Here is a 22,961-nt window from a genome sequence, read left to right on the forward strand (position 1 = left end):
TCCGATAGTCCGGCAGGGAATGAATTCCCTGCCTCAAAGCGAAAGTCCTCTTAAGAGGACTGTAAAGTTAGTATTTGCTTGCTGTGCGTAAGTCCTGTATTTCAGTCGGTTTCAACCGACTTTTGCTATTAGACAGGGACTTAAGTCCCTGGCGGGCCAAGGAAGTATGAATCAATTCGACTCTCTTTAAAAAAGGCTAGGGAGTATCGAAATTTTAAGCGATCGCTGCGTAACGTCTAACCAGATTATACTAATTATACCAATTTCATAAAGTAGCGCTAGATATTACCCCCCCAACCCCCCCTCCCGCGGGGGGGCTAAGACTTCATCCATAGCACATCTTTAGAAAAATGGTATTAATATGCGTTTTAAATTATCCTCCCATGCCAGCCACCCCTGAAAGCCTCCAGAAATTCGTTAGCTACTGCCAGCAACACATTACAGGCGATGAAAAAGGACAAGCACAAGTATTTTTAGACCGCTTCTTTCGGGCTTTCGGCCACGAGGGGGCATTAGAAGCAGGCGCAACCTATGAGGAACGTATAGAAAAAAGCAGCAAAAAAGGTCTACTTGGATTTGCTGATTTGGTGTGGAAAAAGCACGTTTTGATTGAAATGAAAAAACGGGGCGAAGACTTGACTAAAAGAGAACACCGCACCCAAACAGAACGCTATTATATTCGCCTCAAAAAAGACGATCGCCCGCGCTACGTGATGATGTGCAATTTTGACGAGTTTCACATTTACGATTTCGACCTTCAGCCGGATCAGCCTGTAGACATTATATCCCTAAAGCAATTGCCCGCGCGATCGCCCGCTTTTGCCTTCATGGAATCTACCAGCCGCCGCCCCATATTCAAAAACAACCAAGTCGAGATTACCGAAAAAGCTGCTAGCAGAATGGGGATGCTACTGGAAATGCTAATCGATCGCGGAAAAGAGCGCAAATTTGCTAAATTTAATCAGTTTCAGGCCCAGCGATTTGTGTTGCAATGCGTCTTAGCAATGTTTGCCGAAGATAGGGGACTTTTGCCGTCGGCACTCTTTACTCGCTGCGTCAAAGATTGTCTGGAAGGAGCAAGTTCTTACGAGGTCTTGGGCGGCTTATTTCAAGCAATGAATCAGCAGGGAGTCACGCCGGAAGGACGTTATGAAGGAGTCGAGTATTTCAACGGCGGATTGTTTTCTGAAATACATCCCATTGAACTGCAACAGGGAGAGTTGAAAATATTAGAAGCTTGTGCCGAACAAAATTGGAGTCAGGTACGCCCTTCTATTTTTGGCAATATCTTTGAATCCGCTTTGAAAATAGATAAAAAACAGCGCCGCGCTTACGGGATTCACTTTACTACTGAGGGAGACATTCGTCGCATTGTTTTGCCCACAATTAGCTATTACTGGGAAGAGCGAATTAACGCTGCAAATACCGTAGCCAAACTGCAAAATCTGCACCAAGAATTAGGTCGCTATCGCGTCCTAGATCCGGCTTGCGGTTCGGGTAATTTTCTGTATGTAGCTTATCAGGAACTCAAGCAAGTTGAAAAGTTACTTTTAGATAAGCTAAACGAGTTCGACGGTACAAGAGGTTATATGAATTTAGTCACGCCGCAGCAATTTTATGGCATGGATATTAACTCGTTTGCGGTGGAGTTGGCGCGGGTGACACTGATGATTGGCCGCAAGGTGGCGATCGATAATTTGGGATTGAAAGAACCTTCTCTGCCTTTAGACACTTTGGATAAAAATATTGTCTGTGCTGATGCTTTATTTACTGATTGGGTGAAGGCTGACGCGATTATCGGGAATCCTCCGTTTTTAGGGGGAAAGCACATGAGGATTGCCCTGGGAGATGAATATATTGACCGCGTGTTTAAACGCTTTCCAGATGTGAAAGATTCGGTTGATTTTTGTGCTTATTGGTTTCGCATTGCTCACAACAATTTAGAACTAAATGGCAGGGCTGGTTTAGTTGCTACTAATTCAATTAGTCAAGGTAAAAGTCGTGCTGCTGCTTTAGATTATGTCGCGCAAAATGGCGGTTACATTTATGCAGCCGTTTCTACTCAGCCTTGGTCTGGAGAAGCTAAGGTTCATGTTAGTTTGATTAACTGGAGCAAGGAAAAGCAGAAACTTTATTATTTAGATAATCTCGCGGTTTCAAGTATTAACTCTTCGCTACAAGCTACGATTGATGTTTCTCAAGCTGCCCGGTTGTCAGCGAACTCAAACAAATGCTTTCAAGGTGTAATTCCAGTGGGAATGGGGTTTATTGTTACTCAACAGCAGGTTAATGATTGGATTAAAGCTGATGCGAAAAATCAAGAGGTTCTTAAACTTTTTTCAATGGGGGCAAATCTCGCAAAAAATCCTAATTGTACGCCTGAACGCTGGATTATTGATTTTAATGATATGAGTATTGAAGAAGCTAGCAATTACGAACTACCACTAGAGCATATTAGGATTCATGTTAAACCTGAACGCGAGCAAAACCGCGAAGCTATTCTGCGAGAAAAGTGGTGGAGATTTAAGCGTACTAATCAAGGAATGAGAAAGGCGATCGCCCCCTTATCTGACTACTTCACCGTACCGAGAGTCTCAAAGTGGGCTGTCTTCATTCCCGCTCCCGTTAGTTGGCTGCCGGGAGACAAATCAGTAGTTGTTGCCTCAGAAGACTTTTATATTCTCGGCATTCTCTCATCTAACATTCACCGAATTTGGATGCACGCTCAAAAATCAACTCTCAAAGGAGATATCGCATACACCCACAATACCTGCTTTGAAACTTTCGCATTTCCCCAGACACCGACTCGTAAATCAGTAGAGCAAATTCGGGCAACGGCGGTCGAATTGCATCAATACCGCACTCAACAAATGTCCGCAAAGCAGTGGGGAATTACTCAACTTTACAATAAGTTTTTTGAAGAACCCACAAGTCAACTTTATAAACTTCATGAAGCGCTCGATCGCGAATGTAATGCAGCTTATGGATTTACTGACAGCGACGATATTTTAGCAAAAGTGCTGGAATTCAACCTAGAACTGGCAGAACAAGAAAAACGGGGAGAGCCGGTAGTTGGGGCTTGTGTTCCAACTGACTACAAATACTAATCGCTCTTATCATAACTTTTGTAAATTTGCGTATAATCACATAGATTGTTGATATAGATCACAAACACTCTAGTCGAAAAAGAGAGATACTAGGGGAAGCCTTGAGTCTTGAGTTGTGATTTTTGAGTTAAAAATTTAAAATTTAAAAATTAAACACTCAAAACAGCTTTCTGCTTTCAGCATAAGTGCCTTCTGCATTTATTCGCTCAATTACTCCTGATTGTTTTGGGAGGAGCTTTCAATGTTATTCTTTACCCACACTCAGCCCCAAGATAGCAAAGTAGAGCAAGAACACTCTGCTAAAAAAACCTTGTTACACCATTCAAATATTAATATAAGTTGGCTAAAAGGACGATTCAACTATTTGCGTATCGGTCAAAAAATCAGCTATGGCTATGCTTTAGCTATCGGCATAGCGATTTTGGGAACTGGTGCGGGACTGAGATTGGGAGACTACTTTCACCAGCAAGCTTTAGTTCAGGTCAATGTTGCTGGGCAGCAGCAGCAACTGCTGCAAAATTTGCAAAATACCGTATTTGAAGCCCGATCGCACGCGGCGAGATTGCCGGCCGTTTTGGGAAACGCCGTGTGGCTGCAATACGAACACGATCGCTTTTTTGGGCAAATCAATCAGGCCAAAATCCTGATTTCAGAACTTGAATCTTTCGCACGAGAACATCCCAACAGACTAGCAACAGAAGAGGCAGCATTGCACGCTATATTGAAGAAATCTGCCCTCGTCATTGATTACTACGGTCAGCTAATTAAATTGCAGTTAAAAGAAGCGGAAGTTTGGAATTTGCCCCCCAACAGCATCGAGTCCGCACAGCTACAAATGTTGAGGACTAGCAGCGGCCAAGAGGCGATCGTACTAGATAACCTCGCTCAACGTTTAACTGAGCTAATTTCTCAAGTAGAAATTCACAAACAGGAAGGAACCCAAGCATTAGAAGAATCTGAAAATTTGCGAAACCGAATTATTCTCGGAAGTATGCTAATTTCAGCACTCATCGCCGCGGCGCTAGCGGACAAAACCAGCCGCGCGATCGCCCAACCCCTCGAAACCGTCACTAATGTCGCTCAGCAAGTCGCTCGCGAATCGAATTTTAACCTGCAAGTACCAGTCACAACCGACGACGAAATAGGAGTTTTAGCTGTCTCTTTCAATCAATTGATTCAGCGAGTTAGTGAGTATACAAAAGAACTCAAAGAAACTCAATCCCAATTAATTCAAACCGAAAAAATGTCATCTCTCGGTCAAATGGTGGCAGGGATAGCCCACGAAATCAACAATCCTGTCAACTTCATCGGGGGCAACATTGACTATGCCAACCAATACATCGAAGATTTGGCAGGTTTGGTAACTCTCTATCAAGAATACTATCCCAACCCACCAGATGCCATTCTAGAGCGCATCGAAGACATTGAACTCGAATTTCTCAGAGAAGATTTGCCAAAAACCCTCTCTTCGATGAAAATGGGAGCCGATCGCATTCGCGAAATTGTCGTATCCATGCGGAATTTTTCGCGATCGGACGACGGAAAAATGAAATCAGCCGACATTCACGAAGGAATTGATAGCACCCTCGTAATTCTCAATCATCGGCTCAAACAAGGTATTCAAGTTATTAAACACTACGGCAATTTGCCTGCGGTTGAGTGCTATCCCGCGCAACTAAATCAAGTATTTATGAATATTATTAGTAATGCAATAGATGCGCTGGAGGAGGTGAAAAAGGAAGACAAAGGCTATTCGCCAACGATTTGGGTGAGCACGGAAATTACAGCCGACAATACTGTCACCGTCAAGATTCGGGATAACGGGCCGGGAATTGCAGCAGCCTGTGCCCAACAGATTTTTGACCCATTTTTTACTACAAAGTCGATCGGCAAAGGTACTGGATTAGGATTGGCTATTTCCTATCAAATCCTTGCCAAGCATCAAGGCAAAATAGAGGTGAATTCTCAAATAGGACAGGGTACGGAATTTGTGATTACTTTGCCAGTTGCTGTGTAATATTCGCGGGGCGACTTCGTTTTTGTTTGGACGTGCAAAAATTAGACAATCAAAGTCCTCTTGAGGCGTGCTGGTGATACGGGATTGTACACCATCAGAGATCCGTTGAGGCGATCGCTCCCTTCAAAGCGGTTGCAGGATAGCCAGACGCTTAAGCGCGATCGCACCCTCGATCCAATCTCCGAAAGCCTGCCCATCACCTACGTTATCGATCGCAATACAATTTTTCTAAGTTTTGGCATCTCCGGGGTCGAAACTCTCAACGCCGATCGCGTTTACATTAGTGTCAACACTTAGATTATTCCGGCTATCGAGACTGTCGCCCCCATTATATTCAAGCCATGCAAGAAGTATTTCGGATCGGGGCATAATAGGGGAGAGAAGGCGATGCACTCTCTATCTTAATACCTCTGATTGAGCTAAAAAAGACAGCAATCATTAAATTAGGCAATAATGGGGGAGTGCCTTGCAAAAAAACTTGGTTTTGTTACGGCGGCGGTAAAGTTGCTGATTGCTGACGGCGTTGGCGATTCCTGTGAGGAATGAGAATTAAATAACTTCCACTCTTGAAAGTGGGATGGGCGTCCCGCCCGTCCAAAAAGGACGGGCGGGACGCCCATCCCACAATAACAATTAAAATTGTAAGTTATTTAATTAGCGCTCCTGAGTTAAAGCTGGCAGCGTTTAATGAGTTAAGTTTACAATATCCGCTGCCTGATACTCGCAACCATAAAACCCCTCGATAAAAATTTTCTTAATAATTTTGCCACAACAGTTGACTGAAGCTTAACCAACGGATAATCTATTTTAATGAAACTTGCTTCCAAATAGCTTATAATAGTTATGCAATTTTCAACTGCCACTCAAACTCCTAAAAATTATGAAGCGGCGGCATTTTGTTGGGTTATCGCTATTGTTTGTAGCAAGCTGTTCTACAACAGTAAATCAATCTAATCGCACTTCTTCCAGTTTGGCCGTAAGTGAACCTGAAACCCTTGAATTTGCTGTGACTGATGTTCATGGTGCAGAAGATTTGCAGCAAAATTATCAAACCTTTCGCACTGTTCTTGGGGAAGTTTTGGAGAAAAAAATTGAATTGTTCCCTGTCGATAACTATATAGAAGCAGCAGTAGCTCTCCAGTCTGGTCAGCTAAAACTAGCTCTAACAGGGCCATCTGAATATGTGATTATGCGGGCCCGGACAAATGCTGTTCCCATCATTGCCATCACCCGCCCCGACTATCACTCAATTATTCTTGTTCGTGCCAATAGCGAAATTAAGTCCGCAGCACAATTGAAAGGTAAAACAATAGCTATGTGGGAAATAGGTGCAACTGGTGGTCATCTAAGCCCGATTAAAATTCTCCTGGATGCTGGCTTAAATCCCCAATCCGACTTCAAAATCTCAATGTTGGGAATCAAGGGTTTGCAGGCTCTCAAAAAAGACCAAGTTGATGCCTTAGCAATTGGTGTGAATAGATACAAAGATTTACTCAAAACAGACAGTTTGTCAACCAAGGATTTTCGGATTATTGCCACAGGGCAACCCTTACCTAATGATTTGTTTGTTGCTAGTAGTAATCTGCCTAATACTCTTGTTGAAGAAATTCGCGATCGCCTGGTCGAAAATCAAGATCAGCTAATTGAAGCAATTTTAGTTGGGAAAGATAATGATAAGTATCAAGGAGCTAAACTGGTGCCAGCAAACGACAGTGATTATAACATGATTCGTGAAGTTTATAAAGCTATTGGTCAGGGGAATGTTTTTTAAGGTTAAGTTTTATCTAATGCCTACTTTGTAGTAGGGCGTTAGCCCTTAATCCATAAACTATAAGGAAGATTTGGTACTAGGAATCAGAAAGTTTATTTACGTGCATTTACTAATTGATAAAGTTGTTAAAATTTAGCTCAGGTTGCCAGTATGCAAAAGTTTGAACAGGGAGAGAATAGGGCTGTGAGGTTCAAAAACCTTATCCTAAATAGAGGAAAAAATAATGCCGCTGTCACTGAAGGATCTCGCGACATCAAAAATCCTCTCAAAAAAACTCCCTTCACTGCAATTAACCGTTTCATTTCTCGCTTAAGCATTGCCCAAAAAATTAATTATGGCTACTCCCTAGCAATTGGAATAGCCGTACTAGGAACCACAGGGGGAATGATCTGTGGAGACTATTACCAAAAGCAAGCTTTCAAAGCTTTAACCTTCGCCGACGATCAACAAGATTTGCTCAGGGATTTAGAATATTCCGTGCAGGTAGTCCAGTCACATCCCAAACGACTAATATCTATCTTGGGAGATTCAATCTGGTTTGAATATGAAACTGCTAAGTTCTCGAAAGATGTTAATGCAGTTAAAAAAAATATTGCAGAAATAGACACTTTTAGTGAAGAATACTCGGAAGAATTAGCAGTAAATTATGCTGAATTAAAGGAATTATTAGACGGTTACACAACTGCGACAGATTCGTATTCTAAATTGCTCACCTCTTTTTGGAAAGAAATAGCTCCCTCCTCACTAAAACCAGAGGACGTTAAACAGGCGCAGCAGCAAGTATTGGATTTAATCAGAGGGGATAGAGCTGTTAAGCTCGATGTTAAGTTTGAGCGACTCTCAGAGAGTTTGAGCTTGATGACAGAAGTAGCTAATGCACAGGAAAGACAAGCCTCTGTTAATTTTAATATAGCTGAGAAATTGCGAGTGCAAATCATCGTAGTGAGTATGTTAGTTTCAGTTGTGATCGCTACTTTTCTAGCCATCTGTACCAGCCGCGCGATCGCCATCCCTATCCAAGCTGTAACCAGCGTTGCTAAAACTATTACTCAACAAGCAAATTTTGATTTGCAAGCACCTGTCACCACAGAAGATGAAGTAGGAACCTTAGCAAAATCCATCAATCAATTAGTTCAATGGGTAGCAGAATACACCGATGAATTAGAGCTGGGTCGCCAAACTTTGGAAGAGCGAGTAGAAGAAAGAACAGAAGAGCTTACAGCAGCGCTTCACCAACTTAAACACACCCAAACCCAGTTAATTCAAACCGAAAAAATGTCCAGTTTAGGGCAGATGGTGGCAGGCGTAGCCCATGAAATAAACAACCCTATTAACTTTATTCACGGCAACCTAGAATATGCCAACGAGTATATTATAAACTTGCTGCATTTACTTCGTCTATATCAGCAGGAATACCCGCAACCCACAGAGGCGATCGCAGAAGAAATCGCAGAAATAGAACTAGAATTTATCACAGAAGATTTACTAAAACTTCTTGAATCTATGAAAATAGGTTCAGAACGCATCCGGCAAATAGTTTTGTCTTTGCGAAATTTCTCTCGCTTAGATGAATCTCAAATGAAATTAGTTGATATTCATGAAGGCATTGACAATACACTGTTGATTTTGAACAGTCGGCTCAAGCAGGGAATTGAAGTTGTCAAAAACTATGGAGACTTGCCAGAAGTAGAGTGTTATCCAGCGCAGCTAAATCAAGTATTTATGAATATTATAGCAAATGCGATAGATGCACTAGAACAATCATCCCATGACTCTAAAAAAGGGAAAAATCCTCAGATTTTAATTCAGACGCAAAAGTTGGACAGTAGCCAAATTCTGGTGCGAATTTGCGATAACGGCCCTGGCATTCCATCCGCAATCCAAAACAAGCTATTTGACCCATTTTTTACAACTAAAGAACCAGGAAAAGGCACTGGTATCGGACTCGCAATTTGCTACCAAATTGTGGAAAAACATCGGGGAAAAATAGAGGTAATTTCATCTTTGGGAGGGGGAGCAGAGTTTGCGATCGCACTCCCCGCCTCATCTCAAACTTGAAGCTAGATATTGTCTATTTTGAGGACATTAATGTGTTAACGACGGCACATAATTTGTTATTCGACTATTTAAACTCAGCTCCGACAGCCGCCCAATTTCCCAAACCAGCCGATTTGCTCAACCAGTTGACAGCCCGACGTAAAAAGTCGGGGCGAACTGGGCAGATATAGAGGCGCTTTTGGACTTAGTAAAAAACCATTAGCGCGAAAATTGAGCGGAAAACAGAACTCTTGGTGACAAGAAATCTGAAACCGTTGAATCACAAATGATGGAAATGGATGGGGGCGGAGGGACTTGAACCCACACGACCGTTTCGGGTCAACGGATTTTAAGTCCGTAGCGTCTACCATTCCGCCACGCCCCCCTTTGGTCAAGCTGCTGTGGTTTTGAGCCACTAACAGCAACAGCCTTTTATTCTACAGGCAAAACCCCGATTTACGCAACCCCTAATCAAAAAATTCCCAAAAGTCGCGCTGGATCTCCGCAAGCGGTACAATAGTTAACCAGCTAACGGAGCGTGTCAACTGACTTACCGGTGTTATTATTCCCCTAAAGCAAATCTATGTATATTACCTTACTGCTTTACGCCGTCTTGGCAGGAGCCTACCTCCTGGTAGTACCCGCGGCCACCTACGCTTACCTGAACAGCCGCTGGTACGTCGCTACCTCTTTTGAGCGTGGCTTCATGTACTTCTTGATGTTCTTCTTCTTCCCAGGTATGTTTCTCCTAGCTCCATTTTTGAATTTTCGGCCCAAACGGCGGCAGATAGAAGCCTAAATGCGACGTATTGACGTAATTGGAATCAGTGTCGGCTTTTTTGTAGCAGGTGGGTTTGTCTACTTGCTACTGCAATTTGCCGGACTCGACAGTATGAATGCCGGGATTTGGAGTCAGTTGTTTTTGGTTGCTGGCTTGATTGGCTGGCTGGTGACTTATTTATTTCGAGCACTGACTCAAAATATGACCTACAGCCAGCAATTGCAAGACTACAAAGAAGCTGTCTTGCAGAAGCAACTCGATGAACTCACTCCTGAAGAATTAGCCAAACTTCAAGCCGAAATTGAGCAGGAAAAAGATAGTTAGTCAGTGGTTAGTTGTCAATTGTCAGTGGTTAGTTGTTAGTTGTCAGTGGTTAGTTGTTATATCATGTCCGGTCGAGCGATCGCGATTTTTGTAGGGGCGGGTTCACAAACAATACCGCCCATAATTGACAATCTCAAAAACCCGCCCCGACCGGGCTATTATGGTTAATCGCTCGGACATGATATTAGTTGTTATTAGCTAATACCAACTGCCAACAACCAACTGCCAACTGCCAACAACCAACTGCCAACAACCAACTGCCAACAACCAACTGCCAACAACCAATGACTGATGACTAATAACTAATGACTATTTCTAATTGTTTTGAAAAGTTACGCAAGAACCACCAATGTGCATTGATTCCTTTTATTACTGCTGGCGACCCAGACTTGGAGACAACGGCTAAAGCACTGCAAATTTTGGATGACAATGGTGCAGATGCGATCGAGCTTGGCGTTCCCTATTCTGACCCGCTAGCTGACGGGCCGGTAATTCAAGCAGCCGCTACAAGGGCCCTACAGCGGGGAACGCGGTTAGATGCGGTGCTGGAAATGGTAGCGAAAGTTAGTCCGAATTTGCGATCGCCCATCATTCTCTTCACATACTACAACCCGATTTTGTACCGAGGTATAGAAACCTTCTTGCAGCAAATCAAAAGTGCTGGAGTTCAGGGATTGGTTGTACCAGACTTGCCCTTAGAAGAAGCAGACAGTCTCATCCAACCTGCCAACAAATTAGGGATTGAACTAACATTATTAGTTGCTCCGACAAGTCCCAAAAGCCGTATAGAAGCGATCGCTCGTCAGTCTCAAGGATTTATTTACTTAGTCAGTGTGACGGGGGTGACGGGAGTACGCGAAGGCTTAGAAACGAGAGCAAAAGAGTTGCTGCAAGAACTTCGCGCCGTCACCGACAAACCCATCGGGGTCGGGTTTGGTATATCGCAACCCGAACACGCTCGCCAAGTGAAAGAATGGGGTGCAGATGCTGCGATTGTTGGCAGTGCATTTGTCAAACGGTTGGCAGAAGGTACTCCAGAACAGGGCTTAGAGGCGATCGGCGAATTCTGCAAAAGTCTAAAAACAGCGATTCAAAATCCTTAGTAACTGTACAATACTTTCAGCCATTAGACAGATGTGTGCGATCGGGATGTGCCATCACAATTGCGATTAAAGACCTTGTTGTACTTGAGATAATACACCACATTCCTTCTAGTTCCTGACTAGAAGGTTTTTTTTGAGCCGAACACGCACAACATTTCCACCTATTGCAGGCATGGAGAACCAAACAGCTATGTATGCAAACGACTTTGCCTTCTCCGGTGGGCTGTGCTGCGACTTTTAATAATGGGTAAAAGATTGAGGATTATTCATTCCTTCTTCCTGATTGGTGATTTCTCTCCGCTCGCCAAGCTGAAGAGCCTTCTTCCTTCTTATTTCTTCCTTCTTCCTTCTTCCTTCTTCCTTCTTCCTCCTACTATAACTTGAGGAATGTAACTTGGGATAGATGAAAAGCTACGGTTTCTATTCGTATACTTAAAAAAGTGTTTAAGTGCCTAATTTGGTAAGGCTAGCCATCTACAAAACCACCAGGCATTTGAGCATCTCACAATAGAAAGGAGCATTTTTGTCAGGAACTCAGGGCTAAGTGCCACTGAGCTTGTAAGAAATTGCAAGCTGTTCTGACCAGACCCCCCGCATGGCGGAGACGTTATTTAGGTCACGACACCGGTGAATGCGACGCCAGTTTTCCGCTCTGTCATCTGCAATTAAACAGTTTTAAAGTCACTGAAACAGTGTTGCAGGTCTAACAAGCCTTTATAACCAGGTCGAGGCGAACATTACCCCGCAAGGGAGAAAGGAGACAACCATATCTCCATCGGAGGGGCAACCATACCTCTCCAACCCCGAAAGGCGATTCAAAGCGGTTGAAACCGCCGCGTCGTTTCCTTCTCAGGGCTCAAGCCACGCTTGTTTCCCACTTACCGAGCATTTTTATGAAGACACTAACTGCATTTCTGAAAAAAATTCGAGCTGTACAAATTTTAACAGTTTTTCTGGCTGGCATTTTAGTATTTGTGAGTACGGCCTGCAGCAGCGCCCCTGATATTATGGCAGGAAAAACTGATGTGATGACAGGAAAAGGAAAAACTGCCGACCAAATTAGAGAAGAAGTGCCGAGCGGCGCTGTAACGTCCGAATTCAAAGGCGGCATGAACGATTACAGCGATGTCGATCCTAGAAACAAAAAGATGACAACAACAGAAGCAAAAGCTCAGCTTCTCAAAGATCAAGCGCAGCGCCGCATTGACACGAAATCTAGCAACAATGTAGGTGAAAATGTGCGGCGGGTAGCGGATGATGCGCCTGAAAAACTCGACCAAATTGGCGAAAAGATCAAGGAGGATGCTCGCACCGCCCAGCAGAAAGCTGATGACTTTGGCGACAAAACCAAACAAGGCTTTGCTAATCTTAAAGAAAACACTCGCGAAGGCTTGAAGGGAGCAAAAGATATTGTTAAAGAAGCCACCGAGGGAGCAAAAGAAAGAGTATCAGAGGGTACTGAGTCTCTGAGATATAATACCGCCGGCGGCCAAGAAAATATCAATGATGCAGCACGAGATGCAAGATAGAAGGCTCAAGATGCCTCAGACGATATTTGCTCGAAAGTGAATCGAGATATTGACTGAACTCAACGATAGGCCCAAAGAGCGACAGACTACTAATCTCAAATAACGCTGTTTCCTTTTCTGGAAGCTACATTCCGACAGGGGTTTTAACCTCTGTCGGAATGTAGGTAAAGTCAATCAATTTGAGATTTGAGATTTGAGATTTGAGATTTGAGATTTGAGATTTGAGATTTGAGATCTTAGCATTGACTTGCGCGAGATAAATTCGGGGCCTGTATCCTGGATGCTTTCGGTAAATCGATTTTAGATTAAAGATTAAAGAATTGAAGCATTGACTTGCGCGAGATAAATTCGGGGGACTGGAATGCCACTGCTCTCACGACGGATTCTTTATAATATATATAGATTGTATTTGGACTTTTTAAGGTAATAACTTTTCGATCGGCTTTGCGGAAATTTGGGCGATCGAGCTATATTAAATTCAATTAATTAAGGTGTGTATTTTTCAATACATGACAAGGCAGTGTTTATACGGAATTTTGCGTTTATTTAATCGCCTTTGAGATTAAGAGCAGAAACTTATACGTAAGTAAACAGCTTTAATCGCGATCGCTCAAGTATAAAACATTATTTTTTAATAGATAATTTGATTTTTTGATCTACAGCTCGAAAATTATGGTGTTTATGCCCTAAGATAGATAGACCAAGTTTTGTCAAGTTAATGTCTGGGTTGAGGTCAGCCAATATGGACACAATAATAAATGGAGTATATTTGACTAGGGTAATACCGGGGTATCGCTCGATCGCGCAATCGCGCAATCGTACACAGATTCTCGATCGGCTATCGATCGATTCATGGGGGAGAAAGACCGACAACCCGCCGCTAAAATTCTCAAACCTACGCTATTGTGGCGGAGGATTTCCGAGAGGCGGTGCTGCCCAAATCTCCAAAAGTTGCATTAGCGACCGTTAATTGCATCGGTAGAAATAGTCCTAAACAGAAGAAAAATTTTCGACAGACTGAAATGCAGACCGGTTATTTACAAATACATTAAACCTTCCAATCTTTCAATTAATCTTGACTGTTACCTGCTATATAGAGGTGTATAAAATTTAGCAAAAAGAGGCCACGGATTCAGGATATATTAGAGCAGTAATCCGCAGCCAATCGACAGGGGAAATGGAGGTAAACCTTATCTTGGGAATTGTGTTTTGATGCTAGTAACGATGATGCACGACTTTTATGATGCGCTGGCAGATTTGGCAATCTATGCAGAGGCCCCACCGGCGGAGCGCCAACAAATCCTTGATCGCGTTGGGGCTAGTCAGAAAAAACTCAAAGAATTCGCGCACCATACGCCGATCAATTACCAACACAAGTTCGATCTGGTTGAGGCAGAATTGCTGGGCGTTTTGGGACAGACAGCAGAAGCAATGGAATTGTACGATCGAGCTATTACCGGAGCTAAAGCTAACGAATATGTCAATGAAGAAGCTCTTGCCTGCGAACTCGCTGCTAAATTTTACCTGTCATTAGGAAGGGAAAAAATTGCCAGAATCTACATGATAGATGCCTATGATTGCTATGTCCGCTGGGGAGACAGAGCAAAAATTGATGACTTAGAAAAACGTTATCCTCAATTATTAAAACCGATTTTAGAACAGGCAAAACTCCCTGCAAATTCATTAGCAAATTTTCCAACACCTGCTGGGCAAAATCAATCGCTTCATCCATCCATTCATCCATCCATTCATCCATCCATTCATCCGTCTGTTTCGGCGAGTGTCTCAGATTTCGGGAATTTTTCAACACTGCTCAAAGCTTGTCAAGCGCTCTCTAGTGAAAGAGAACTCGATCGACTGATTGCCAAACTCATGCAACTGGCGATGAAAAATACAGGAGCTGACAAAGGAGCGCTGATTTTACCAAACGGCAATCAATGGGAAATCGCGGCTACCAGCACGCTCGACAATTCGGGAGTCGAGTGGGCGATCGACTTATCATCCGCAAAACTCGATGACAACAGCGATATCTTGCCCCTCAAAATTGTTGACTGCGTTAAAAATTTATTGAAACCTGTGATTGTTCGGGATCTCACTCAACAACGTGATTGGGATTCCGACTCCTACATCCTCAAATATCAACCGCAGAGCCTGCTGTGTTGGCCGATTCTCGATCGAGGCAGCTTAGTCGGCATTTTGTATCTGGAAAATCGCTTAACCGCAAAAGTTTTTACCCGCGATCGACTGCAACTTCTCAATCTCCTGTCTTCCCAGGCAGCCATCTGTTTGCAAAATGCTCTGCTCTATAAAAAATATCAGGATTATAACCAACAATTAGAGCGATCGCTAGTAAAAATTAGCCGAACCGAAGCTCAGCTTGCGGAGCAGAAACAAATGCTGCAAGCAATTCTTGATGTCGCTCCGATTTGGATTTGGATGGTTAATCCTAGAGGTAAAGTACAGTTTTTCAACAAGACATTTTGTGAAGATGTGGGCGTGCCCCTGAGCGAGTTTTTAGCTGTCGATCATTACAAAGATATACTCGGAGAGAATGCAGCGAACTGTCTGGTTTCAGATGCGGCCTGCCTTGCCCAAGATTCGCCGCATTACTCCAGCGAAACTCTCAGACTTGTTGACGGCAAACTGCACTATTTAGAAGTCACCAAAGTGCAGTTAAAAAATTCCCAGGGCGAGACAATCGGGATTATCGGTTTGGGCGTGGATGCCACCGAGCGCAAGCGAGCCGCAGAACTTTTGCAAGAGCAAAATCAACAGCTCGAACAAACTTTAAAAAATTTACAGCAAGCACAACTGCAAATCGTCCAAAGCGAGAAAATGTCAGCTTTGGGCAATTTAGTCGCCGGAGTCGCCCACGAAATCAACAATCCGATTGGGTTTATTTCTGGCAATTTAAGCGAAGGTAAAAGGAGTTTGGAAGATGTAATCGAACACTTAGAATTGTATCGCTCCGCGGCCTCGCCATCGGAAATTGCCGACCACGCCGAAGAGATAGACATCGATTATCTTTTGGAAGATTTACCAAAGATGATTGATTCAATGCAACTCGGATGCGAACGCATTTGCAGCATCAGCAACAGTTTGCGTACCTTCTCGCGAGGCGACAAAGACTACAAAGTTCCTTTTAATATTCACGAAGGCATTGATAGCGCTATTTTAATTTTGAAACACCGCCTCAAAGCAAACGAACACCGCCCGCAGATCGAAGTTATCACTAAATACGGCAATCTCCCTAAAATAGAATGTTTTCCCGGTCAATTAAATCAAGTTTTCATGAACATCCTTGCCAATGCGATCGATGCCTTAGAAGAGTCAAATATAGGACGCACTTTTAGCGAAATTACCGCCAATCCCAACCGCATCACGATATGCACTGATATAGTTGGCGAAGGGTACATTAAAATTAAAATAGCTGATAACGGCACCGGAATCAAAGAGGAAATTAAACAGCAGATATTCGACCATTTGTTCACGACGAAAGGTGTCGGAAAAGGAACTGGATTGGGGTTGGCAATTGTCCACCAGATTGCGGTAGAGAAACATGGCGGAAGCATCGAAGTGAATGGCGAGCCGGGAATTGGCACTGAGTTTGCGATCGTTTTGCCTGTGAAGGGAGAAAATTGAATTAAAATTTAATGTTTTTTGGGCGATCGGGTAATAACATATACTGACTTTAATTCGGGTCTTTTCTTGAAAGCCTTAGCATAACTCTTTTAAAGTTGTATTTTAGACACCCTATAAGTGAGCGCGTCACCCATTTTGAGTTGGGAGATGTCTATTATACAAAAAAAATTAATCACCAAGGCTTCGCCCTACAAAAATTTATCTTAAATTTAACCAATCTTGAATTTCTTGCGCTAACCAAGCCGCCTCAACCTCTTTCAAATTTTTTGCTACAACATAAAAGTAAGTTCCCATATCGTTACCGGCACGAATCTTGATTTGATTTCCCGAAAGAGAGTTATTGTGAATGAAAGCACCCAAGATTTCTGATATTTCTCCTGTTTCTTGTAAGTATTTACACCCCAATACCTGATGTGTTATTTTAAAAAATTTGCGATTAAATTTAACTTGCTTTATCTCAAAAATAACCTTAACTAAGAAACCTATTATAAGTACCGAAATTACTACCCCTATGCTCAATTCTCCTGTTAAAAAGGGGATAATTGTCGGGATGAATATCATTAGCATTACTGTTCCTAGATAAGCAGAGAATAAAGGCTTTCTGACTAAGACAGCCGGAATTTTAATGTGTAACTCCGTCGCTGATTTGCTAACTTGAATGAGACTGTGAGGCGGTTTAGCAATTTTCCGAACAGTCGCAATTTGAAGATTAGCTCCTTGTATGTTGCCCGATTTCAAAGCGGCTAAAGCCTCTCTAGCCAGGGGGAAACGCTTTTCTAACCCGATTTCCGTCATCTTCTCAATCCAGCTTACCAAAGTAGGATTGACACTCACGCGATCGCTAAACTGAATCCGAGAATCTTTCTGTGGCAAATCCGCAGGAGTCGCCCCCGTTAACAAATGAATTAAAGTAGCTCCCAAAGCATACAAATCCGAAGCCGCCACCGCCCGCCCCCAAAACTGTTCTAAGGGTGCATAGCCACTCGTTCCTACCACTGTAAACGTTACACCTGTCACCGCCGCTTGAGCTTGTACCGCACCAAAATCTACTAGATAAACCTGCTGATCTTCCCCCAAAATTAAATTACTCGGCTTAATATCTCGGTGCAAAACCGGGGGACTTAATTCATGCAAATAAATTAAAATTTCCAGAACTTCAGTGGCAATTTTTCGTACTTGTTTTTCGGAAAAATGCTGACCATTTTCTAACAATTCCTGAAGCGAAAACCCCGGAATATAATCTTGCACTAACCCAAACCAAGGCAATCCCGATCCGGCTTCCCTCTCCAGGGAAAAATAATCTCGATAGCAAGGAATGCGGGGATGATTTAGCGCCTGCAAAACTTGTGCTTCTCTTTCAAAGAGCTTGAGTTCTTCCCACTGCATTTCCGGGCTAAAAGCTAACATTTTTAGTGTCACCTGTTCTTGAAACTCTAAATCTACTGCTCGCCAAGTTTGATGACCGGTCGCTGTGCGCCCTAAACGCTGTTGCAATTGATAACGTTCTTGTAAAATTTTTCCTGGATTTAACACAGCATTGCACTATTTTTTTTAATTATATGAAATTTCCTTAACTATTAAATTAACTATTTTCCCGAGAGCGTTAAATTGCTAGTACAAGTAATTATCCGTGCATTTCTCCATTCGGCATAATTGTACCGCGCCACTGAGCCCCCGCTAAATTAGCAGTGCTCAAATCTGCCCTAATCAAAGTTGTGCGGTGCAAAATTGCCTCCCGCAAATCTGTTCTAGCCAGGTAAGCATCAGTCAAATCAGCTTCACTCAAATTTGCCTGATTCAAATTAGCTCGACTTAAATCAGCCCTCACTAAATTAGCTCGACTCAAGTCAGCCATAACTAAATTAGCATTGCTCAACTTAACATCAGGAAGAAATGCACCCCGCAAGTTAGCGCCAGCAAATTCAGCATCAATTAACACAGCTCTTTCCAACTTAGCATTTGTCATTACAGCCCAGGAAAAATTTGTTTCTACCAAAGTTGCTTCAGTCAAATATATGCCATCTAAAATAGCTTCGCTCAAATTCGCCTGAGTCAGATTTGCTTCCCCCAGAGATGCTTCTGTCAAATTCGCGTGACTGAGATTAGCTTTAGTCAAATCGGCACCTTGCAAATTGACGCCCCGCAAATCGGCACCTTGCAAATTTGCACCCCGCAAATTTGCACCCTCAAAAATCCGCACCTCCTTCCGCAAATTTGCACCCCGCAAGCACGCCCCGCGCAAATCTGCACCTTGCAAATTCACACCTCGCATATCTGCATCGCTCAAATTTGCATCAATAAAAACTGCCAAAGAGATATTGGCTCTGCGAAAGTCTGCACCTTGCAAAGTCGCTCCGTGGAAGTCTGCATCGGACAAATTTGCTCCGCTCAAGTTTGCTTGATTTAAGTTAGCACCGCACAGCTTTGCATTAGTTAAATTGGCGCGCTGAAGGTTAATTCTGCTCAGGTACGACATCGCTAAGTTTGCACCCCAGAGGTCAGCATTACTTAAATTGACGCCAATTAAATCGGCACCGCTCAGGTATACCCCTCTGAGATTCATACCTTGAAAATCTAGTTCTCCTGATGTATATCGCCTTAAAATTTCGCTGGCATTCATATTTGTTTTTGTTGTTAATTAGGTACAATCTGCTATTTCTAGAATTGTTAAAATTCTTCTGTTCGCGCAGGCGGAATTAGTTTGTCTAGCCCCTGACTTAAGTCGGGATATTTAATGATTTTGATTGACAAATTCTTGAGTCCAAGAAACTGTTTTGCTGCCTAACTGTCGCCCGTGAATTTTCACATGAGTAAGATATTTTGATTTTAAAGTACACAGTTTTTTGTGAATGTATGTAGCTGTACTCTGTTGGTTTGGTACTTCAGCAGACTCCAGAATCACATGGAGCCAACCGTCTTTAAATCCTACTGTAGCAGCAATTCCTTTAGGCTGTAGCAATTGATTAATCAATTGGGCGATCGCCTTTGGTTTGCCTTGTTTTGCCATTTCCAGAAGCTGATACTGATTTGCTTTAGGGCTAGAGTTTTCCGGCGGGATTTCGGAAATATTGTCTGCCATATTTTCTGGGATTTTAGAAAGATTTTTTCCGCTTTCTTTTGACTCCAATTCAATCAAAATTTCCAGCAATTTATCGGTAAACTTCTGAACTTTGCCTACATACTCTCTGAGATTTTTATATTTCCAGTACAAACGATCCTCTGCACTTCCGGTTGAAAACTTTCCATTTAAGGCTGATTCTAACTGGGTGAATATATTTTCTATTTGCGCTGTGGCGGAGTTAGCACTTTGACTGACTAATTCTGTCATTTCTTCTTCCAATCCCAACTTGCGTTTGATGGAATCGCTAATATTTATAATAACAGGAGCAGCAGGTTCTAAAATTTCGATAATAGTCGGCATTTCTGCAACTGGGAATGTTTCTACCATTTCCTGTCTGAACTCAGTAGGATAATTATTGCTGGTTTCTGGTTCTTGAAACGGTAGATTTTCTGCCGTGTCCGGCACTAAGTAACTCTTTTGAGGGTCATAATGATAGTGAGGTGGAGCAGCTTGAAGGATGTGGGTAATCTCGCCTGGATCAAAATAATCGCTGCCTTTGTCCACCAGCTCGATCTCTTGATAAACACTGTTGTTTAAATGTGTCTGATCGTAATCTTCACTAGCCGAAGATTCGGCTTCATGGGGTTCTTCCTGTTGCATTTTTGCGTAACAAGGATTCATCGCTTTGATGATTACGCTCGCTGCTTGGTCGTTTTCATCTCTGTTGTCGAGATTGCTAGCAGTTCTGTACAACTGAGATTCCAGTTCGGCTAGGGTGGTACAGACATTAAACAGTTGTCGCAGTAGATTGTCAAGTTCTTGAGTTTTCAGAAGTAGCCAGTCGCGATCGCTAAAAGTAAACTGGTGATAAAGAGTAGAAAAAATGAGGATTTTCGCCCTCAGCGGATTTGTTTGCTGCAAAATTTTTTGTCGCACATCAAATAAAGTGCCGGGGTTTCTTGCCCTTTCTTCGCTGCTGGGTACTTCCGAACTAAAGTGTTCTTCAAATGCGGGAGATTCCTGACCGCCAAAACTAGATATGTTTACTTCTAATTTGGTGAAGTCTTCAAATTCATACAGCCTGCTAAGTTGACAGACTATGAGGTCGGCTACTAAAGCATACTCGGTTTTTTTATTAACCTTAGAGACTATACTATTTAAAACTGCTTCAATATCTTCTAACCGGCTGTATTTGGCGCACAGTTCTTCGATTAAAATCCTTACATCGGCGCTGGCGAGTTGGGCAGGGTCGTTTTCCCAGAACTCTTTACAAGCAAAAAATATTATTTTTTTAATGCGCGAGAGATTCACGTCTTGTTCTAATTCGCGAACAACTTCATCTAAAATAGATAAAGCTTTCATAGTTTTCCTCCCATAAAAATACCCTGTCAGTCGATTTGAGATTTGAGATTTTAGATTTGAGATTTACTTGCAGCGCCGTGAATCTGGGAACCAGAACTTGAGTCTAAAATTTTAGTATCTCCACTCAGGAGCGTAGGTGGCACGGTACCCGTTTTTGGGCGGGTCAACACTTAGCAAGAAATAATACAATTATACCACATTTGATAAATGCAAGACTTTGATGCGATCGTAATTGGGAGCGGTATTGGGGGCTTAGTCGCAGGCTCGATGCTAGCTCGCTACGGGAAGCAGGTGCTCGTCTGCGAGAGCCACATCATAGCGGGCGGGGCAGCTCACAGCTTTTCGCGCCGGGGATTTCACTTTGATTCGGGGCCTTCTTTTTATTGCGGTTTGACTGACTCCCGCTCGTTCAATCCTTTGCGGCAAGTTTTTGATGTTTTGGAGGAATCGATCGCTGCAATTTCTTACGATCCGCTGGGGCATTACCATTTTCCAGAGGGAAGTTTACCGATTTATGCTGATGCGAGAAGTTACTTAGATGCTGTAGCTAAATTCGCACCGCAAGGTGCTGTAGAATTACAGCAATTTCAACAAAATTTATTAGTTTTGTATGAAGCTTTGCGTGGAATTCCGGCTTTAGCGCTGAGATCCGACTGGCAGTTGATACCTGTTTTGCTGTCTCGGTACTCGCCTGCTTTGCTGAAGCTGTTGCCGCTAGTAGGTGCGATCGCGGGTTCAGCAGGTTCCTTGATGGATCGGGACGTGCGTGACCCTTGGGTGCGGCGTTTGATCGATTTGGAGTGCTTTTTGCTGTCTGGTTTGAAAGCGCACGGAACTGTCGCGCCGGAAATAGCTTTTATGATTGGCGAACGATCGCGCTGTGCGATCGAATATCCTGTAGGTGGCAGCGGTGCGATCGTCGATGCTTTAGTCAGAGGCTTGCAGCGCTGGGGAGGAAAATTGCGCCTGGGAGCTCCCGTCGAGCAAATATTAGTTGAATCCGGCAAAACCACTGGCGTTCGCTTGAAAAATGGCGAAATTATCCGCGCCCCAATTGTCATTTCCAATGCCACAATCTGGGATACTTATACAAAATTACTGCGGCCTGAAGATTTGCCGAAAAGCTACCGAAAAAACGCTTTGTCGATGCCAGCAGTAGACAGTTTCATGCACCTGCATTTAGGAATTAAAGCCGAAGGACTCGAAGGTTTGACCGGCCACCACGTCGTCGTTCACGACAGCAAGATTGACATTACAGTACCCGGAAATACTTGCATGATTTCGATTCCTACAGTGTGGGATGAAAATCTCGCGCCGCCCGGACATCACGCCGTTCACGCTTATACATTGGAACCTTACGAAGGTTGGGAATATGGCGAATTGTATCAGCAGAAAAAGCAAGAGCGATCGCAATCTCTGTTTCAAGCTTTAGAAAAAATTATACCGGATTTGCGATCGCGAATAGTCGTAGAGTCGATCGGCACACCGCTAACCCACGCCCGATTTTTGCGCCGATATCAAGGAACTTACGGGCCTGCAATTGCCGCCGGAAAAGGCACATTTCCCGGCCCGCAAACACCAGTCAAAGGCTTGTATCGCGTGGGAGACAGCACCATGCCCGGAATTGGCGTCCCCGCTGTCGCAGCATCGGGTATTTTGTGCGCGAATACTTTGGTAAATTCCGATGTGACAGCACAATTTTTGTAAGCGAAGGAAGTTCGGCAACGAGCAATGTACGGGATGTAACGGATGTAACTCACATCTTGCACCATTGTCAATAAACCTTTTATGAACAGGCTTTTCGGCCTGTTCCACAAAAAAATTTATCTCTTGTGGAACAGGCCGAAAAGCCTGTTCTTGAGAATGGTGCAAGATGTCAGATGTAACGGATGTCAGGAAGAAGGAAGTTCGGCAACGGATTAACTGGTTCCCTGCCTCTGGCTGGGAACCGAGATCCAGAGGCTCTGCCTCGCTGGCAAAAAAACAGGAGGCTGAGCAAGAGTGAAATGCGTTCCCAGGCTCTTCCTGGGAACGAGGAAAACGAGGAAAAAACTACTTTTTACAAAATCTGCCTGCTGCCAAAACTGATTATCCACCAGCGGCAAAAGCGCCCATAATTGCGATCGACAAAGCCAAACCTGGCAACAGCAGCAATCCTAACATCAAAGCATCGTGTCCGCTCATCACTTTCTCCTGATATTGACGTTAAACATTATACTCTATAAAC

General features: G+C 43.3%; 14 protein-coding genes, 1 tRNA gene and 1 pseudogene. 12 read left to right on the top strand and 4 right to left on the bottom strand.

Annotation, left to right across the window (positions count from 1 at the left end):
* Positions 1–383 precede the first annotated feature (383 nt).
* The 5 genes and pseudogenes from QT987_RS14690 (at position 384) to QT987_RS14710 (ending at position 8,953) form a co-directional block, all read left to right on the top strand.
* Positions 384–3,107 (top strand): DNA methyltransferase, encoded by a 2,724-nt coding sequence (locus tag QT987_RS14690; protein WP_333241190.1) that lies wholly within the window; start codon positions 384–386, stop codon positions 3,105–3,107.
* A gap of 241 nt (positions 3,108–3,348) precedes the next feature.
* Complete coding sequence (locus QT987_RS14695) at positions 3,349–5,124, top strand: ATP-binding protein (protein WP_333241193.1); 1,776 nt, start codon at positions 3,349–3,351, stop codon at positions 5,122–5,124.
* Positions 5,125–5,256: 132 nt separating this feature from the next.
* Positions 5,257–5,642, top strand: a pseudogene (locus QT987_RS14700) (7-cyano-7-deazaguanine synthase).
* Positions 5,643–6,004: 362 nt separating this feature from the next.
* Positions 6,005–6,895, top strand: coding sequence for a phosphate/phosphite/phosphonate ABC transporter substrate-binding protein (gene phnD / locus QT987_RS14705; protein ID WP_333241195.1), 891 nt, complete (start codon positions 6,005–6,007; stop codon positions 6,893–6,895).
* A 150-nt stretch (positions 6,896–7,045) separates the two neighbouring features.
* Positions 7,046–8,953 carry an ATP-binding protein gene (locus QT987_RS14710; protein WP_333241198.1) on the top strand — a complete coding sequence of 636 codons (1,908 nt, stop codon included), beginning with the start codon at positions 7,046–7,048 and terminating at the stop codon, positions 8,951–8,953.
* A gap of 279 nt (positions 8,954–9,232) precedes the next feature.
* On the opposite strand, the gene QT987_RS14715 is transcribed toward QT987_RS14710, so the two are convergent.
* Positions 9,233–9,317, bottom strand: a tRNA-Leu gene (locus QT987_RS14715).
* Positions 9,318–9,515: 198 nt separating this feature from the next.
* Between QT987_RS14715 and ndhL the strand changes: the two genes are divergently transcribed.
* The 5 genes from ndhL to QT987_RS14740 all read left to right on the top strand — a co-directional run bounded on the left by ndhL (position 9,516) and on the right by QT987_RS14740 (position 16,311).
* The gene (gene ndhL, locus QT987_RS14720; RefSeq protein ID WP_193972727.1) at positions 9,516–9,731 is read left to right on the top strand and encodes an NAD(P)H-quinone oxidoreductase subunit L; all 216 of its coding nucleotides are present in this window, start codon (positions 9,516–9,518) and stop codon (positions 9,729–9,731) included.
* Entirely contained in the window at positions 9,732–10,037 is a 306-nt protein-coding gene (locus QT987_RS14725) for a DUF3007 family protein (protein WP_333241200.1), read from the top strand. It abuts the gene before it with no gap.
* Between the two features lie 305 nt (positions 10,038–10,342).
* Positions 10,343–11,140, top strand: coding sequence for a tryptophan synthase subunit alpha (trpA, locus tag QT987_RS14730; protein ID WP_333241203.1), 798 nt, complete (start codon positions 10,343–10,345; stop codon positions 11,138–11,140).
* 893 nt (positions 11,141–12,033) lie between these two features.
* Positions 12,034–12,669 carry a DUF6658 family protein gene (locus QT987_RS14735; protein ID WP_333056350.1) on the top strand — a complete coding sequence of 212 codons (636 nt, stop codon included), beginning with the start codon at positions 12,034–12,036 and terminating at the stop codon, positions 12,667–12,669.
* 1,212 nt (positions 12,670–13,881) lie between these two features.
* Positions 13,882–16,311: an ATP-binding protein gene (locus tag QT987_RS14740; RefSeq protein WP_333211328.1), complete on the top strand. Its 2,430-nt coding sequence runs from the start codon at positions 13,882–13,884 to the stop codon at positions 16,309–16,311.
* 198 nt (positions 16,312–16,509) lie between these two features.
* Here the strand turns inward: QT987_RS14740 and QT987_RS14745 are convergent, their stop codons facing one another.
* The 3 genes from QT987_RS14745 to QT987_RS14755 all read right to left on the bottom strand — a co-directional run bounded on the left by QT987_RS14745 (position 16,510) and on the right by QT987_RS14755 (position 20,734).
* Positions 16,510–17,844 (bottom strand): serine/threonine-protein kinase, encoded by a 1,335-nt coding sequence (locus QT987_RS14745; protein WP_333211270.1) that lies wholly within the window; start codon positions 17,842–17,844, stop codon positions 16,510–16,512.
* A gap of 91 nt (positions 17,845–17,935) precedes the next feature.
* Positions 17,936–18,931 (bottom strand): pentapeptide repeat-containing protein, encoded by a 996-nt coding sequence (locus QT987_RS14750; protein WP_333056353.1) that lies wholly within the window; start codon positions 18,929–18,931, stop codon positions 17,936–17,938.
* 111 nt (positions 18,932–19,042) lie between these two features.
* Positions 19,043–20,734: a hypothetical protein gene (locus tag QT987_RS14755; RefSeq protein WP_333211272.1), complete on the bottom strand. Its 1,692-nt coding sequence runs from the start codon at positions 20,732–20,734 to the stop codon at positions 19,043–19,045.
* A 207-nt stretch (positions 20,735–20,941) separates the two neighbouring features.
* On the opposite strand from QT987_RS14755, the gene QT987_RS14760 reads away from it, so the two are divergent.
* Together QT987_RS14760 and QT987_RS14765 are read left to right on the top strand one after the other, a co-directional pair.
* Positions 20,942–22,441 (top strand): NAD(P)/FAD-dependent oxidoreductase, encoded by a 1,500-nt coding sequence (locus QT987_RS14760; RefSeq protein ID WP_333241207.1) that lies wholly within the window; start codon positions 20,942–20,944, stop codon positions 22,439–22,441.
* 166 nt (positions 22,442–22,607) lie between these two features.
* Positions 22,608–22,739 (top strand): hypothetical protein, encoded by a 132-nt coding sequence (locus QT987_RS14765; protein WP_333241209.1) that lies wholly within the window; start codon positions 22,608–22,610, stop codon positions 22,737–22,739.
* Positions 22,740–22,961 lie beyond the last annotated feature (222 nt).

Source organism: Microcoleus sp. SVA1B4 (genome assembly GCF_036700545.1).
GTDB lineage: Bacteria > Cyanobacteriota > Cyanobacteriia > Cyanobacteriales > Microcoleaceae > Microcoleus.

Excerpts from the sequence above, each read along its gene's own strand:
- QT987_RS14735 (WP_333056350.1), top strand. The coding sequence starts at position 12,034 with ATGAAGACACTAACTGCATTTCTGAAAAAAATTCGAGCTGTACAAATT.
- QT987_RS14765 (WP_333241209.1), top strand. The coding sequence starts at position 22,608 with ATGTCAGATGTAACGGATGTCAGGAAGAAGGAAGTTCGGCAACGGATT.
- phnD (WP_333241195.1), top strand. The coding sequence starts at position 6,005 with ATGAAGCGGCGGCATTTTGTTGGGTTATCGCTATTGTTTGTAGCAAGC.
- QT987_RS14755 (WP_333211272.1), bottom strand. The coding sequence starts at position 20,734 with ATGAAAGCTTTATCTATTTTAGATGAAGTTGTTCGCGAATTAGAACAA.
- QT987_RS14690 (WP_333241190.1), top strand. The coding sequence starts at position 384 with ATGCCAGCCACCCCTGAAAGCCTCCAGAAATTCGTTAGCTACTGCCAG.
- trpA (WP_333241203.1), top strand. The coding sequence starts at position 10,343 with ATGACTATTTCTAATTGTTTTGAAAAGTTACGCAAGAACCACCAATGT.
- QT987_RS14740 (WP_333211328.1), top strand. The coding sequence starts at position 13,882 with ATGCTAGTAACGATGATGCACGACTTTTATGATGCGCTGGCAGATTTG.
- QT987_RS14695 (WP_333241193.1), top strand. The coding sequence starts at position 3,349 with ATGTTATTCTTTACCCACACTCAGCCCCAAGATAGCAAAGTAGAGCAA.
- QT987_RS14725 (WP_333241200.1), top strand. The coding sequence starts at position 9,732 with ATGCGACGTATTGACGTAATTGGAATCAGTGTCGGCTTTTTTGTAGCA.
- QT987_RS14760 (WP_333241207.1), top strand. The coding sequence starts at position 20,942 with ATGCAAGACTTTGATGCGATCGTAATTGGGAGCGGTATTGGGGGCTTA.
- ndhL (WP_193972727.1), top strand. The coding sequence starts at position 9,516 with ATGTATATTACCTTACTGCTTTACGCCGTCTTGGCAGGAGCCTACCTC.
- QT987_RS14750 (WP_333056353.1), bottom strand. The coding sequence starts at position 18,931 with ATGAATGCCAGCGAAATTTTAAGGCGATATACATCAGGAGAACTAGAT.
- QT987_RS14710 (WP_333241198.1), top strand. The coding sequence starts at position 7,046 with ATGCAAAAGTTTGAACAGGGAGAGAATAGGGCTGTGAGGTTCAAAAAC.